General features: G+C 63.1%; 14 protein-coding genes. 7 read left to right on the top strand and 7 right to left on the bottom strand.

Translation table 11 applies throughout. The annotated features are described in order from the left end of the window. Positions 1-113 precede the first annotated feature (113 nt). Complete coding sequence (locus HLH36_RS11790; RefSeq protein ID WP_182986559.1) at positions 114-1,151, top strand: cysteine synthase A; 1,038 nt, start codon at positions 114-116, stop codon at positions 1,149-1,151. A 75-nt stretch (positions 1,152-1,226) separates the two neighbouring features. Here the strand turns inward: HLH36_RS11790 and lepB are convergent, their stop codons facing one another. The 3 genes from lepB to HLH36_RS11805 form a co-directional block, all read right to left on the bottom strand. Continuing rightward, the gene (gene lepB / locus HLH36_RS11795; RefSeq protein ID WP_246376759.1) at positions 1,227-2,027 is read right to left on the bottom strand and encodes a signal peptidase I; all 801 of its coding nucleotides are present in this window, start codon (positions 2,025-2,027) and stop codon (positions 1,227-1,229) included. A gap of 170 nt (positions 2,028-2,197) precedes the next feature. After that, positions 2,198-3,475, bottom strand: coding sequence for an MFS transporter (locus HLH36_RS11800; RefSeq protein ID WP_338030440.1), 1,278 nt, complete (start codon positions 3,473-3,475; stop codon positions 2,198-2,200). A 37-nt stretch (positions 3,476-3,512) separates the two neighbouring features. Further along, on the bottom strand, positions 3,513-4,271 hold the full coding sequence (locus HLH36_RS11805) for a PRC-barrel domain-containing protein (RefSeq protein WP_182986561.1): 759 nt from the start codon (positions 4,269-4,271) through the stop codon (positions 3,513-3,515). Positions 4,272-4,421: 150 nt separating this feature from the next. Between HLH36_RS11805 and HLH36_RS11810 the strand changes: the two genes are divergently transcribed. Together HLH36_RS11810 and HLH36_RS11815 are read left to right on the top strand one after the other, a co-directional pair. Further along, positions 4,422-5,144 (top strand): response regulator, encoded by a 723-nt coding sequence (locus HLH36_RS11810; protein ID WP_182986562.1) that lies wholly within the window; start codon positions 4,422-4,424, stop codon positions 5,142-5,144. 52 nt (positions 5,145-5,196) lie between these two features. Beyond that, complete coding sequence (locus HLH36_RS11815) at positions 5,197-6,663, top strand: ATP-binding protein (RefSeq protein ID WP_182986563.1); 1,467 nt, start codon at positions 5,197-5,199, stop codon at positions 6,661-6,663. On the opposite strand, the gene HLH36_RS11820 is transcribed toward HLH36_RS11815, so the two are convergent. The 4 genes from HLH36_RS11820 to HLH36_RS11835 are packed head-to-tail and all read right to left on the bottom strand — an operon-like array spanning position 6,634 to position 9,907. Next, on the bottom strand, positions 6,634-7,161 hold the full coding sequence (locus HLH36_RS11820; RefSeq protein WP_182986564.1) for a hypothetical protein: 528 nt from the start codon (positions 7,159-7,161) through the stop codon (positions 6,634-6,636). The two genes, HLH36_RS11815 and HLH36_RS11820, sit on opposite strands and share 30 nt — an antisense overlap. A gap of 51 nt (positions 7,162-7,212) precedes the next feature. Continuing rightward, on the bottom strand, positions 7,213-7,830 hold the full coding sequence (locus HLH36_RS11825; protein WP_246376761.1) for an MlaC/ttg2D family ABC transporter substrate-binding protein: 618 nt from the start codon (positions 7,828-7,830) through the stop codon (positions 7,213-7,215). 32 nt (positions 7,831-7,862) lie between these two features. Next, a complete protein-coding gene (locus HLH36_RS11830; RefSeq protein WP_182986565.1) occupies positions 7,863-9,194 on the bottom strand; it encodes an ATP-binding protein in 1,332 nt (443 codons plus the stop codon). Beyond that, positions 9,191-9,907, bottom strand: a complete 717-nt coding sequence (locus HLH36_RS11835) for a response regulator (RefSeq protein WP_220792808.1) — start codon at positions 9,905-9,907, stop codon at positions 9,191-9,193. The genes HLH36_RS11830 and HLH36_RS11835 overlap by 4 nt, the downstream gene beginning before the upstream one ends. 180 nt (positions 9,908-10,087) lie before the next feature. On the opposite strand from HLH36_RS11835, the gene HLH36_RS11840 reads away from it, so the two are divergent. From HLH36_RS11840 to HLH36_RS11855, 4 genes are all read left to right on the top strand, one after another. Next, positions 10,088-10,858 (top strand): MlaA family lipoprotein, encoded by a 771-nt coding sequence (locus HLH36_RS11840; RefSeq protein ID WP_182986567.1) that lies wholly within the window; start codon positions 10,088-10,090, stop codon positions 10,856-10,858. A gap of 374 nt (positions 10,859-11,232) precedes the next feature. After that, positions 11,233-12,144, top strand: coding sequence for a lysophospholipid acyltransferase family protein (locus tag HLH36_RS11845; protein ID WP_338030441.1), 912 nt, complete (start codon positions 11,233-11,235; stop codon positions 12,142-12,144). A gap of 658 nt (positions 12,145-12,802) precedes the next feature. Next, complete coding sequence (locus HLH36_RS11850) at positions 12,803-13,381, top strand: YqaA family protein (protein ID WP_182986569.1); 579 nt, start codon at positions 12,803-12,805, stop codon at positions 13,379-13,381. Between the two features lie 93 nt (positions 13,382-13,474). Further along, positions 13,475-14,461 carry an SDR family oxidoreductase gene (locus HLH36_RS11855; RefSeq protein WP_182986570.1) on the top strand — a complete coding sequence of 329 codons (987 nt, stop codon included), beginning with the start codon at positions 13,475-13,477 and terminating at the stop codon, positions 14,459-14,461. The last annotated feature ends 20 nt before the right edge of the window (positions 14,462-14,481 follow it).

Genomic DNA, 14,481 nt, shown 5'->3' on the forward strand with positions numbered 1-14,481 from the left:
TTGTGTCCCATCGCAAGAATGCACATTGTGCGCCTGAACGGGCGCCCGGCCCCGGCCGGGCGCATTCCGGCGGCACCCAGCCGCCACGCACGTTGCGGAGAAGGTGCTGCGTTATGGGCCAAAGTGCAAATCCCGCCTCGATCGGCTGGACGACCTCGTCCCCCGACATGACTGCCGCGATCGGCCACACGCCGCTGATCCGCCTGCGGCGCGCGTCTGAGCTGACGGGCTGCGAGATCCTGGGCAAGGCGGAATTCATGAATCCCGGCGGCTCGGTAAAAGACCGCGCCGCCCTGGCGATCATCAACGATGCCGAACGGCGCGGCGTGCTCAAGCCCGGCGGCACGGTGGTCGAAGGCACGGCCGGCAATACCGGCATCGGGCTCACGCTGGTCGCCAACGCGCGCGGCTACCGCTCGGTGATCGTGATGCCGGAGACCCAGAGCCAGGAGAAGATCGACTTCCTGCGCATGATCGGCGCCGACCTGCGCCTGGTGCCGGCCAAGCCGTTCCGCGATCCGGGCAATTACGTCCACGTCTCCCGCCGCCTGGCCGAGGAAACGGGCGCGGTCTGGGCCAACCAGTTCGACAATCTCGCCAACCGCGAGGGCCACCGCGTCACCACCGGCCCCGAAATCTGGACCCAGACGGCAGGCAAGATCGACGCCTTCACCTGCTCCTGCGGCACCGGCGGCACCCTGGCCGGCATCGCCCTGGGCCTGGAGGATTCCGCCCGCGCCGAAGGCCGCGCGCGCCCCCGGATCGTGCTGGCCGACCCAGAAGGCTCGGCCCTGTACGGCTGGGTCAAGTCCGGCGACCTCAGCGTCAGCGGCGGTTCGATCACCGAGGGCATCGGCCAGTCGCGCGTCACCGGCAATCTGGAAGGCATCGCCATCGACGACGCCGAACGCATCCCCGACCCCGAGGCGCTGGAGCTGATCTACGACCTGCTGATCCACGAAGGCCTGTCGATCGGCGGCTCGTCGGGCATCAACGTGGCGGCCGCCATCCGCGTCGCACGCAGGATGGGGCCCGGCCACACCATCGTCACCATCCTCTCGGACGGCGGTAGCCGCTACCAGTCCAAGCTCTTCAACCCCGCCTTCCTGCGCGAGAAGAACCTGCCGGTTCCCGCCTGGCTCGACCGATAAGAGACAGTTCGCGCAATCGCCCGATGCCTCCACTCCGCAGGCTGGCGGCGTGGGGGCCTGCCGGCCGCCCGACGGTCAGTCCACCCATTTCAGGAAGCGGGCCGGGCGAACGGAGGCCAGATAATCGCCGACGCCACCCAGTGGCGCCACGCTGTCGCGCGAGACGGTAACGACCATCACCTTGCCCTGAAGGTTCCACAGCGGCAGCAGGCCCACGCCGCCTTCCGCCTGCGGTACACGGCTGTCGGCCGAATTGTCGCGATTGTCCCCCATCACGAACAGATGGCCGGCCGGGATCGTAACCTCCGCCATATCGTCCAGCGGCGTGCCGTCCGGCGTTTTCAGCAACAGATGGCGCGTGCCGCCGGGCAGCGTCTCGGTGAACCGTTCGGCCGGGACGGTGCGGCCGTCGGAGAGTTCCTCCCGCGCCGGCCCTTCATCCTTCCAGGCCAGTTCGCGGCCGTTGAGCCAGACCCGCCCGCCGGAAAGAGCGATCCGGTCACCAGGCAGCCCGATCACACGCTTGACGAAGGTGGTGTCGGTCCGGGCCGGGCTGCGAAACACGATCACGTCGCCGCGTCGCGGCAGGCGCTGGAACAGCCGCCCCCCTTGGGGCAGGCGATTGCCGAACGGCAGATTGGCGGTGCTGATGCCATAGGCCAGCGGCCGGGCCAACAGATAATCGCCGATCAGCAATGTCGGCTGCATGGAGCCTGACGGCACGACATAGGGCGTTGCCAGCGCAACGCGGCTGAGGACGATCAGAACGGCGAAGAAACCCCAGCCCGGAACCCATCCGAACGTCCCACGCGTCGACGGCATGCGTTGCCGTCGCAGCGCGAGATACAGGTGAAGCCGATTCCGGAAATTACGCATGCCGAGTCCTTCCAAAAGCCAACTGGCCAACGCACGTCACGGGAATCGGAACCCGATGCGTGCATGACGATCTGGATGACGCACCCAGAATGCACGGCGCGACGCTCCCTGCCTACATCGCGCGCTGCCGGCCATCATGATGTGATCGCCCGCAGCGAACGGCCGCTACCCTACGCCCCTCCCTCGGCCGCATCCTTCCCTTCGGCCACGGCAGGCACCCCATCCGGGCGCGACGTATCGCCCATCAGCAGCGCCACCAGAATCACGCAGACCAGCCCCGCTGCAGCCAGGATCAGGAAGGCCAGCGAGGCCGAACGGTCGGCCACCGTGCCGGCCAGCGTGGTCGAGAAGCTGGCCCCCGCCCCCATGGCCAGCCCCAGAATGCCCATGCACATGTTGAACCGCCCGCTGATGCGCGTCAGGTCGGCGGCCACCAGCGGCATCATCACGCCGAACGACGACGAGCTGATCCCGTCCAGCAACTGGATCGCGATGATCAGATAGGGGTTGCTCGTCGTCGCCAGCAGGGCGGCCCGCAACGGCAGGGCGGCAAAGGTCACCAGCATCACCGGCCGCCGCCCGATCGTCTCCGCCAGCCGGCCGATGACCGGCGACAGCGCCGCGCCGACCAACTGCGGCAGCAGGATGCACGCCGCGATCACGATCTCGGCGATATTGCCCGCATCCTTGGTCACCTGCCCCGCCGCCAGCGACAGGATACCCGCCGCCGACAGATGGAAGAAGGCGACGCAGATCGCAAAGGCGAACAGCCGCCGGTCGCGCAGCAATTCCCACATCGCTCCCTTGGTGCGGGGCGGCCGCTCGCCCTCGGCCACGGCGGCGGTGTTGATCGAGGCCGACGCTTCGACCGGCTCGATCATCATCAGCGCCATCAGCCCCGGCATCGCCAGCGCGGCACCGAGGAAGAACGTGGCCTGGGGCGACACCCAATAACCCACCGCCCCCATCAGCCCCGAGCCGATGGCGTTGCCGATGGACGCAAAACTGGCATTGCGGCCGAATCGCTCGCCCAGCAGCCCCTTGCCGTCATCGGGCAGGCGCAGCACCTGCGCCGCCACCACCGCCAGGGTGATGGCACCGATCGCCGGCGTCAGCGTGCAGCTCGCCAGCCCGTGCAGAACCTCCGCCAGCGCGACGGGCATCTGCTGCGGGAAGATGGCCAGCAGCAGGCACGAGAAGATCACGGCGAGAATCGAGAGCGCCGCCACGCGATGCTTGTCGCGCAGCCGGTCGACCAGCATCCCGGCCGGAACCTGGCTGACCATGGCGGTGACCGACCCGATGCTCAGGACGTAGCCGATCTGGCCCTGCGTCCAGTGGGCGCCGGTCAGATACACCGCGATGAACGAGCCGAAGGAAGCCTGCAGATTTCCGACGAAGAAATTGAGCAAATCCAGCCCGCGCTGGCTGTTCCTGGGCAGTTTCACGCAGGGCCGTCCCCGCGCTGTCCCTTGCCGCGCCGCCTCATCGCGCCATGAATCCCGACCGGCCGGCGGCAGCATGCCCGGCGGGCGGCTCGTCTCCTCCGCCACCCGGCGCGGGGGGCACCAGCGGCGGCGGCGCGGGCTGGGGTTCGACCGATAGCGGACCGGGCTCGGCCTCGGCGGGAGCCACCGCCGGGGCCACGGGCGCGGGCGGCGGCGCCTGGACTACCGTCACGTCCATCGAGGTCGGGTCATAGGCCGGGGCCGAGCGGACCCCCGCCCCGTCGATGCGCAGCTTGACCGGGCTCTTCTCCGTCAGCCCGCCCATCACGAACGCATCCCACGCAATGGCGATGCGCCGGTTGCCCACCCCCAGAAAACCGCCGACATCCACCACCACGGCCGCCGGACGCCCCTCCTGGTCCAGCAGCACGTCGATCACCTGTCCCACATGGCTGCCATCGGGCGCCACCACGTCGCGGTCGATCAGGCTGCCCAGCCGGTGCGCGGCGGTGGCTGGCGCGGCATGGCCATGCTCGGCCGGCACCGGCGGCGGCGCGGCCAGCACGACCGGCGGCGGCGCCGTCAGCTCCGGCAGGTCGCCCGTCGGCATGTCCCGCGCGGGATTGCCGAGAAAGGACACTCCCGGCCCGCCATCCGGGCCAGGCCCCACCGGGTCGGCCGCGCGAACGGCGCCGGCCGACAGGACAAGAAGGGCCGACAGCGCGCCGGACAGGACCGCCGGACGTACGAAACGGCCGGGCGTACGCGCGACCGGGGACAGGGTGGAATGTTCCATTCCCAATCCTGTGCATGAACCGGGCGCTCCTGTCACAGGCTTCCAGCGGGTCCATCGCGTTTTTTTTCCGGCCCCGCCCCTTCCGGGCCCCGATTGCAACCGAATGAAACACCGGCTGCACGGCGCGAAAAAGCACGTTAGAACGAAGGCATGGAGCCCCTGCCTCATATTCTGGTCGTCGACGACGACCGCGAAATCCGCGATCTTCTCGCCCGTTTCCTCGAACGCAACATGTTCCGCGTCACCACGGCGCGCGACGGGCGCGAAACCCGCAAGGCGTGGCAGGCCGGCCATTACCAGATCGTGGTGCTGGACCTGATGCTGCCCGGCGAAACCGGTCTGGAACTCGCCCGCTGGCTGCGCGAGCAGGCCAATGTGCCCATCATCATGCTGACGGCGATGGGCGAGGAGACCGACCGCATCATCGGCCTGGAAATGGGCGCCGACGATTACCTGCCCAAACCCTTCAACCCGCGCGAACTGCTGGCGCGAATCCGCGCCATCCTGCGCCGGACCAGCGAGGCCGCTCCCCTGCGCGGCGCCGGCGGCGCGGCCCAGTGCCTGCATTTCTCGGGCTGGACGCTGGACGCCACAAGGCGGCGGCTGCTCAACCCCGACGGCACCGAGGTGGCACTGACGGGCGGCGAATACGACCTGCTGACGGCATTGCTCGACCGCGCCAACCGGGTGCTGACCCGCGACATGCTGTTCGACCTGCTGCGCGGCCGCCAGGCCGGCCCCTTCGACCGCGCGATAGACGTCGCCATCAGCCGTCTGCGCCGCAAGCTGGAAGATGACGGCCGCAACGCCCAGCTCATCAAGACCGTCCGCGGGGGCGGCTACGTGCTGGCATCCGATGTCGAACGCAGTTGATGAACGCAGTTGATAAACGCAGTTGATGACCAGAGCTGAAGACCGACGCTGAATGAACGCCGCCGATTCGGGCCAGGCCGCCCGCACGCCCAGCCTGCCCCGCCGCGTGCTCCGCTGGTTCTGGCCCCGCTCGCTGGCAGCCCGCACCAGCCTGCTGCTGATCGTCGGCCTGGGGATCATCGAGGCCATCGGGCTGACCGTCCACGCGCTGGACCGCATCGATTTCGACCGCCGCATGATCCAGCAGGAAAGCCAGAATCATGTCGGCATGATCTATCGCTCGATCGTCGAGACCCAGCCGCAGGACCGCGAGGCCGAACTCGAGGCCCTGCACCCGCCCGCGACCTTCCACATCGCCCTCACCCCCGGCCCCGACCCCGACATGGTCGAACAGACGGCCAACGACCCGCTGGCCCATATGCATATGGGCCAGCCCCCCTTCGGGCACGAGCCCTTCGACCGGCCGCCCTTCGCCCGCTCGCCCCAGGGCCAGCCGCCGCTGCCGCCCCACCTGCGGCCGCGCCAGATCCTGTTCAGCGCGCCGCACGGCTCGCCCCGGCGGGCGGTGGCGTTCCTGCTGCCCGACGAGACACGGTGGCTGACGATCCGCTACACCCTGCCGGCGCCCAATCCGTTCCGCTCTCCCACCTTCCCGACCGCCTTCGCGCTGATGACGGTGGCCGGCGGCGTGCTGATCGTCTGGGGCGTGCGGCGGCTGGTCGCCCCCGTCGGCACCCTGGCGGCAGCGGCCGAGGCCCTGGGCCGTGACGTCAACGCCCCACCGATGTCCGAGGACGGGCCGCTGGAAATCGCCCGCGCGGCGCAGGCCTTCAACACCATGGCCAACCGCATCAGGCGCTTCCTCACCGACCGCACCCTGATGCTGACGGCCATCGGCCACGATTTGCGCACCCCCATCACCCGCCTGAAGCTGCGGGCCGAATTCGTCGAGGACGACGAGCTGCGCGGCAAGTTCCTGGCCGACTTGGACGAGCTTGAGGCCATGGTCTCCGCCACCTTGGCCTTCGGGCGCGATACCTCGCGGCGCGAGCCCATGGGCCGCCTGGACCTGACCGCCCTGCTCCAGACCATCCTGGACGAAGCCGCGGAAACCCACCCCGACCAGGCCGACGCGATCGGCTTCGCCGTCCCCCCGCCGGCGGTGACGATCGAGGCCCGCCCGGTGGCGCTGAAGCGCGCGCTGAACAACCTGATCCAGAACGCCATCCTCTATGGCGGCGGCGCCCGGGTCACGCTGGAAACGCCGCTGCCGGAAAACGAGGGCGAAAGGCTGGTCACGGTCCTGATCGAGGATGACGGCCCCGGCCTCCCCCCCGAGGATCTCAACCGGATGTTCGAACCCTTCGTCCGCGCCGAAATCAGCCGCAACCGCGAAACCGGCGGCACCGGCCTGGGCCTGGCCATCGCCCGCAACATCATCTGGGGCCTCGGCGGCGACATCCGCCTGGGCAACCGCACGCCCCACGGGCTACGCGCCACAGTCACCCTCGTCTGCTGAAGCGCGTGAATATGCGCGCCAACGCCAACCGCCTTTGGCGTTTACATTGAGCAGACATCCGCGCAGACGGGCCATCTTCGTCGAGACGGCGGTTTCGTCCATGAAGACCAGCCGGGCCCGATCAAGGTCAGGCTGACTGTCGAACCAGGCCTCGCGCCGCTCTGCGACGTCGGGCCGTGTCTGCTCGCTGGCGTGCGCCGTTTTTTTTACGATCATGTCGTGACGGTCAAGGCAGCGCCAGATCGTGCTCGGCGCGAAGCGGACCCCATGTTCCGTAGCAAGTTTCTCCGCCAGCGCGATGAGGGAGATGTCTGCCCTGGCTTCAATCGCAGCCAACAAGACGCCCGACCAGGCCTCGATCCGATGGGAGCGACGATCATCACCCTGCCGCGGCGCGTGCTCCCGGCCGCTCGCACGCCATTCCGCCACCCAGCGGATCACGCTGAACTTAAACGCCCGCTGCTCGCCGCGTATAAAAACGCAGAATACCAGACACACTCGTCATCCGCGCCCAGGTCTCCTAAGCATTCGCGTTGTACGGCCTTCAGATTATCCATGCCGCTCGATCTGGCGTGTCAGAGCCCGAATCAGCGCATCTATATTGCCATTATTGCGTTCAATATAGGAGACATAATCCTGTCTTTCCGTTAAGCGTAAACTTACACCTTCAGCTATCATATCCACGACTTTTGGACCACCACTCGCCTGATTGACAATCCACAGGACGTTGGCCCTCGTCTGATTGGGGCGAACAATAACTGTCTCCACGGCCATATCGTCACCGGAGGGTGAAGCGCGACCTATACTGAACGTCACCCCACGATAATCACCAAGCCTGTCGGCGATCGAATTCGTAAACATAGCATGAAACAAATCAAGATAATGCTGCTTCTGTTCGGGTGTCGAAGTTCGCCAATATGTGCCCAAACAGTAACGGGCAACATCATCCACATCCACCATCCTATCCAGGAAAGGACGGATCTGAATCTTCTTTTCTGAAGGCGACATATCGCTGTTAATGATATCCACCAACTGACCGCCAAGCGTCTTCACGAAGACTTTCGCGGCAAGCGCGGAATCAGTTGCGAATGCCGAACGTGTTACCGCCAAACATGCAACGCCAACAACTGCAATGAAAACTTTTCGACGGGAAGAATGTTTCCCCATAACGGTCTCCTCTGAATACAACCTGCATCTACCTACGGAAGAACAATGAGAACCTGTAGGCCGCCTTGCTCGTGATTGAGCAGTTTAATTTCGCCTCCATGGGCATGGACGATGGCGCGAGCCGATGTTAACCCCAATCCGACACCACCCGTTTTTCGGTTGCGCGAAAGTTCGACGCGGTAGAAAGGCGAAAAGACCTTCCCGATATGGTCTTCCGGAATACCCGGACCCCGGTCCCGGACAGAAACCATGGTTCCATGGCCGTTCGCTTCTATGGAAACCACAGCCTCATCTCCATATGCACAAGCATTTTCAATAATATTTCCAAATGCCCTCTTGAGAGCAACTGGTCGGCCGCTATAGACAACAGGCTCCGCTTCATGAAGTTTGGCGTTACGACCCTGGTCGACAAGGTCATCTACAATCACTTGCAGCAACTCCGTAAGTGCGAAGGTCGTGGACTGCTCGGCCAAAGTCTCATCGCGAAAGAAAGCAAGCGCCGAGTCGATCATTGTCTGCATCTCGTCAACATCGCGAAAGAGTCGGTGCCGCTGATCGAGATCGTCGATGAATTCACCTCTCAGCCGCACCCGCGTCAATGGCGTCCGGAGATCATGCGATATAGCGGCAAGCATGTTCGTTCGATCCGTTATAAATCGGCGAATCTGGGTCTGCATCGCGTTGAACGATGCCGTTGCCGCCTGAAGCTCTCTCGGGCCTCGCTCGATCATCGGAGGCGCATTCGGATCTGTACCGAAGCGGCGGGCGGCAATCGTGAATGCCTCGAACGGCCTGACAAGATTCCGGGCACCCAACCACGAGACAGCGCCTGTCGAAACGAGAACAAAGCAGCCTATCAAAGTATAGCGCATCCAGGGTCCCATACCCCACCGTCGCTTCGGCACCTTGAAGATCAGCCACGAGCCATCTGAAAGCGATATGGCCATACCGTAAGCGTCCGTGCCAAAAATCCTGTCATGTGGAACCGTTCGTGCGAAAATAGAGGTTTGATAGAGAACGATTTTTCGGTCGGGATCATTGAGAAGGCGACGCATCGCCGCCTGAACGGACGACGAGGCACCTTCCCTGGGGGATGCGGGAATTTCTGGACGCCACTCCATCCTGAACACATCGTTTGTCGCCGCAGCGGCGATCTGGGCCCGCAGGTCACGCGGAATAACCGAGTATATCCGGACCAGCGTCGCCGCTTGCCCTTCCAGCCCCGTCTCGCTCAGATCCGGCCTAGCCCAAACCCCTGCTGTACTGATGAAGAATATATACAGGCAAACCGAGGCCGACACCGCGAGCAGAACCGTCAGGGCCAGACGTCTTGCGATTGTATCGTAGATGAGCAGGAACTTCATCCTGGCCGCACGTCCAAAGTGAATATATATCCACCACTCCGAACGGTTTTTATAATAGATGGATCTTTCGCATTCGGCTCAAGCTTGCGTCGCAACCGACTGACCTGCGTATCGATGGAACGGTCGAAGGCATCATGACGCTCCCCATGGGCCAGATCGAGAAGTTGATCACGGCTCATGACCTCATGCGGGCGCTCGACGAACGCCAGCAGCAAATCAAACTCCCGCCCGGACAGCGGAATCAGTATGTTTTTTGCCGTCCTCAACTCCCGGCGTGCGATGTCCAAGCGCCAGGAACCAAATAACAGCAAAGGCCGTGTCTGGGTTGTTGGCTGCCGCATCGGCTCTATGCGGCGCAAGACTGCCTTGACTCGCGCCAGCAACTCACGCTGATCGAACGGCTTGGTAATATAGTCGTCGGCTCCAAGTTCAAGCCCGACGATTCTGTCGGTCAGGGCATCAACAGCAGTCAGCATTATGATGGGAACCTGTGATTTCTTTCGAAGTTCCGCGCAAAGTTCGAGACCGTTCTCTCCGGGCATCATAAGGTCAAGAATAACGAGGTTGATCGATGCCGCCTCCAATACGGCGAACATTTCACGTCCGTCGCTAGCGACACTGACCTCATGCCCGTAAGTTTCGAAGAATCGTGTTAGAAGCAACAGGATTTCCTCGTCATCATCTACGATCAGAAGGTGGGTCATGTTCGTCATGCGCCCTTTTAGCAGGAAGTTGTCCCAAAATGATGTCAAGTTGCTTCGGTTTTATGTCAGATCTTACACAATACACCCTTTTTTTGAAAAAAAGCTGACATCAAAAACCGAATGCGATCAGGTAGAGTTCCAAGGATACGACGCACTGGCGCAGACACAATCCGAAGGAACAGGTTCGTCATGCAGGTAACACCAATCAGATCCTCCAAATATATCTTGTTTTTCTTTCCAGTAATGTTCGCCGCCGGGTGCGCGCACAATAAAAATGACATCGTCGCGAATGATCCGGTCGCACCAGCCAATCGTACTGTATTCGACGGGAATCTCTTCGTCGATCATCATGTGCTGCGTCCGGTGGCACGGACATATGCGGCCAATGTGCCTGGCGGCGTCAAACGTGGCATTCATAATTTTTCCACCAATCTCAATGAGCCGAAAGTACTTGTAAATGATGTCCTACAGGGAAACTTCAGCCGCTCCTGGAATACCCTCAAACGGTTTACCATAAACTCGACGGTAGGAGTCCTGGGGATCTTCGATTTTGCCCAGGTATGGGGAATGCCATACCACAACGCCGATTTCGGCCAGACACTTGGTGTCTGGGGCATAGGGCCTGGGCCGGATGTCCAATTGCCTCTTATGGGATTTTCCAATGCACGTGATGCCGCGGGAAGTCTCGCAGGAATTGTCCTGAATCCGACGACTTTCGTCAGCGCGGGCGTGGTGTCCGTGGTCAGGGGCGCATCATCTGGCCTGGATGTCGTGGACGGAAGGGCGAGCACCCTCGCTGTAACCGACGACGTTGAAAGGAACTCTCTCGACGAATATGCAAGCCTGCGCGCAATGACGACTCAACACCGAGCGGCATTCATACAAGAGGGTATCCAGGGAAAAATCAAACCTGATAACCTTGCCGTCGCTGCGAATCAGAATGTCATCTCCATGAAATAATGAATGTTAACAAAATATTTTTATGTATATATCGCAAGATGCCAATGAAATATATAATAAAGAACTCACAATGCAGAGACAATAAATCGTTTAACTGGTCTCACAACGATTCCAGTACATGCCTCCAATGACATAAAGCACCATACCATGGTGAGTGACCTCGATGAGAACTTATCCGACGTCTCTCGTAATGAGGCCACCGCGCGAGACGGGTTTGAATTGCATTCATTGGTGCGGATCCGTCTTCTTTACTCTTGACGTCCTTGAACTCCAACCAAACGAGACAATTGGATGCCGGTCAAGTACCATCTCATATGCGGCAATCATTATGGGTTGCGAAATGTTCAGGAGCGTCTCGCGACGCGTGACCGATCGTGACCTTGACGTGTAACGTCGGCGTCGCCCGGTCGCTACAGAGTTTGCAAGGGCTGGCATTGGGCGGCGCCATTCGCCTGCTCCAATGTTTGGAACCCACGATGTGTTCCCACTTCGGGGCCATTCTCGCACGAACCATCGGTCCTACCCTCGCAGTTTCCCGTGTGGCCCTTAATAATCTTAAAATCGCATTTCCGGAAATGGCCGAATCCCGTCGGCATGCCATCATGCGTGACGCCTGGGATAATCTCGGCCGCCTCGTTGCCGAATTTCCACATCTGCCGAACCTTGTCCGTACACAGGATGGTCCAGGCTGGGAGATCGTCGGTGAAGAGTTCATCGAGCAGGCATGGCGCAAGGGAAATCCACCACTATTCTTTTCAGCGCATTTGGGAAATTGGGAAATGATCCTCCCGATCGCCGGCGCACTTGGCTTACCAGTGGGTGGGGTGTACCGCAGGACCAAGAACCCCGTTGTCGACTGGCTGATTCAGGACATCAGGAAACGTGCCAGCCGGGGAAGAAAAATGTTCCCCAAGGGTCGTCAGGGCGCCAGAGCGATTATCGCACATTTGTCCACCGGTGGTACGGTTGGCTTTCTAGTCGACCAAAAAATGAACGATGGAATAAAGATTCCTTTTTTCGGCAGGCCAGCATGGACCGCGCCCGCCATTGCGCATCTCGCACTACGCTTTGATAGAAACATCGTTCCCGTCAGGGTCGTACGAACCGGTCCTGCACGCTTTCGTCTCATTTGCGAACCCGCGCTCCAGATCAATTTGTCCAATGACCAGAGAGAGGACGAAATCTCAATTATGTCGGCGATCAATCGCCATGTCGAAGGATGGATTCGCAGCTACCCGTCATCGTGGCTATGGTTCCATCGAAGATGGCCAAAGGACGGTGCATAGAGAATCAAGGACGATCGCTCCGCGTCGGGCCGTGCCTGTGCCGCATCGTCTTCATGATCATGGCACTGCTGGCCTGTTTCGGTATCCTGGCGTGGCGGGATATCGCGGTCGAGGCATATCCGACAGCCGGTCCAGCAGCACTTTCGGCCTGTCGTTGATCACCCTGATCTTCCGCGACGGGACAGACGTCTATTCCGCGCGCCAGAGCACGTCCACTGGACTATGAATTGTAGGGGATGACGCGTCCCGGGTTTCCCGGAGGCTATTTGGATTGAGTCACGCAGCCATATCGATGTTCTCAGAGGCTGCATAGTAGTTGGCTTCAGCCTCGGCGGGTGGGAATAGCGACGCTGCGCTGGGTGCAGTTCATGACGAGGTATTGAACGCCCCGGTCGCTATGGTGGATCAGGCCATCCCCGGGTCGCAGCCCATTCCGACCCGTAATCGGCCCGATGCTCCCCAACCATACGGACCGCACGCTCCCGCACCTCAGGCGGAAATCTCTGGCTCATCGTGTTCATCATAGCTCCTTCTCACAGACAGGTGCCTCCGGGAAACCCGGGACGCTTCACCCTCCTTACGATTGCGTCCGCCACCCTTTTTCGGGCGTTGTATCAGACGGCATCCCGACCCCAACCCGGACATGGCGAACCGATACATGCTCGACCGACTCTACGCCCGCACCCTCTCCCTGGCCGCCAGCCGCCACGCCCCGCTGTGGCTGGCCGTGATCGCGTTCGCCGAGGCCAGCGTCTTTCCCCTCCCGCCCGATATCCTGCTGGTGCCGATGGTGCTAGCCCATCGCGACCGCGCCTGGGCGCTGGCGGCACTCTGCACGCTGGCCAGCGTCTGCGGCGGCCTGCTGGGCTGGTATATCGGGGCCGTCCTGCTGCAGCACGTCGCCATGCCGATCATCCATTTCTACCACGCGGAATCCCGGCTGGCCGCCCTGCAGGAGCAGTTCCGCCAATGGGGGGTGGCGATCATCCTCTTCAAGGGCCTGACTCCGATCCCCTTCAAGATCGTCACCATCGCCAGCGGCGCTGCCCATTTCCCGCTGCTGCCCTTCGTCCTGGCCTGCATCGCCACCCGCGGCGCCCGCTTCTTCCTGCTCGCCGCCCTCCTCCGCCGCTACGGCGCGCCGATCCAGTCCTTCATCGAACGCCGCCTGACCCTGGTGGCCGCCCTGTTCGGTGTCGTACTCGTCGGCGGCTTTGCAGCCCTGAAATATCTGTAGGCCGCACGACCGGGCATACCCGCTCCGACTTGCGGCGCGCCTGATCCAAGAGCAAACAGGGCACCAGACAGACTTGCCCAGCGGAGCCCGCCCATGCCTCACCAGATCGCCGTCATTACCGGAGCAGGCGCCGGAATCGGCCGCGCCACCGCGCGCACGCTGGCCCGCGCGGGCTGCGACGTCGCGCTGATCGGCCGCAACACGGCACGGCTGGAAGACGCGGCGGCGGAACTGGCGGAACTGCATATCCGCACCCTCACCATCACCGCCGACGTCACCGACGCCGAGGCGCTGGAACGCGCGGCCGACGAGGTCGAAGCCACGCTGGGCCCGATCACCCTGTGGGTGAACTGCGCGGGCGCCGGCGTCAGCGGCCAGTTCGTGGAACTGTCGCCCAAGGAAATCCAGCGCGCGACCGACGTCACCTATCTGGGCACCGTCTTCGGCACCCGCGCGGCGCTGATCCGCATGCGCAGGCGTGGCTACGGCACCATCGTCAATCTCGACGCCATCTCCCTGCCGCGCCCCCTGCGCAGCATCGAAAGCGGCGCCCGGGCCGCGATCCGGGCCTTCACCGAAAGCCTGCGCCCCGAAATCCTGCATGATGGCGACCGCATCCATTTGTCGCTGGTCAGCCTGCCCGCCATCAACACCCCGCGCTTCGTCTGGACACGCAACCGCACCGGCAAGCGCCTGCGCCCCGCCGGCCCGCTCTTCGAGCCCGAAATCGCGGCCGAGGCCATCAGCCGCGCCGCCTTCGGCCGCCACCGCGACGTCCGCGTCGGCCTGTCGGGCATCGGCCGGCGCGTGGCCGCCTTCCTGGCCCCCACGCTGGTCGACCGGCGCCAGGCCGTCCACGCCTATCACCAGCAACTGGAAAAATACCCCGCCCCCGACGACGCGCCGGACAATCTGTTCGCCCCCGTCGCCGGTGCCCACGGCGCCCACGGTCCCTTCGACCATCTCAGCCGGCGCGGCATGCCGCTCCTGTTGACCACCACCCTGCGGACCATCCTCACCGGCACCGTGCTGGCCGCCGGCGCGGCCGCCCTGGTTACGGCCCTGCGCCGCAAGCGCTGATCCCCACCACCACGGACCAT

It is taken from the genome of Gluconacetobacter aggeris (assembly GCF_014174395.1).
Lineage (GTDB): Bacteria > Pseudomonadota > Alphaproteobacteria > Acetobacterales > Acetobacteraceae > Gluconacetobacter > Gluconacetobacter aggeris.

Excerpts from the sequence above, each read along its gene's own strand:
- HLH36_RS11790 (WP_182986559.1), top strand. The coding sequence starts at position 114 with ATGGGCCAAAGTGCAAATCCCGCCTCGATCGGCTGGACGACCTCGTCC.
- lepB (WP_246376759.1), bottom strand. The coding sequence starts at position 2,027 with ATGCGTAATTTCCGGAATCGGCTTCACCTGTATCTCGCGCTGCGACGG.
- HLH36_RS11805 (WP_182986561.1), bottom strand. The coding sequence starts at position 4,271 with ATGGAACATTCCACCCTGTCCCCGGTCGCGCGTACGCCCGGCCGTTTC.
- HLH36_RS11810 (WP_182986562.1), top strand. The coding sequence starts at position 4,422 with ATGGAGCCCCTGCCTCATATTCTGGTCGTCGACGACGACCGCGAAATC.
- HLH36_RS11815 (WP_182986563.1), top strand. The coding sequence starts at position 5,197 with ATGAACGCCGCCGATTCGGGCCAGGCCGCCCGCACGCCCAGCCTGCCC.
- HLH36_RS11825 (WP_246376761.1), bottom strand. The coding sequence starts at position 7,830 with ATGGGGAAACATTCTTCCCGTCGAAAAGTTTTCATTGCAGTTGTTGGC.
- HLH36_RS11830 (WP_182986565.1), bottom strand. The coding sequence starts at position 9,194 with ATGAAGTTCCTGCTCATCTACGATACAATCGCAAGACGTCTGGCCCTG.
- HLH36_RS11835 (WP_220792808.1), bottom strand. The coding sequence starts at position 9,907 with ATGACGAACATGACCCACCTTCTGATCGTAGATGATGACGAGGAAATC.
- HLH36_RS11840 (WP_182986567.1), top strand. The coding sequence starts at position 10,088 with ATGCAGGTAACACCAATCAGATCCTCCAAATATATCTTGTTTTTCTTT.
- HLH36_RS11850 (WP_182986569.1), top strand. The coding sequence starts at position 12,803 with ATGCTCGACCGACTCTACGCCCGCACCCTCTCCCTGGCCGCCAGCCGC.
- HLH36_RS11855 (WP_182986570.1), top strand. The coding sequence starts at position 13,475 with ATGCCTCACCAGATCGCCGTCATTACCGGAGCAGGCGCCGGAATCGGC.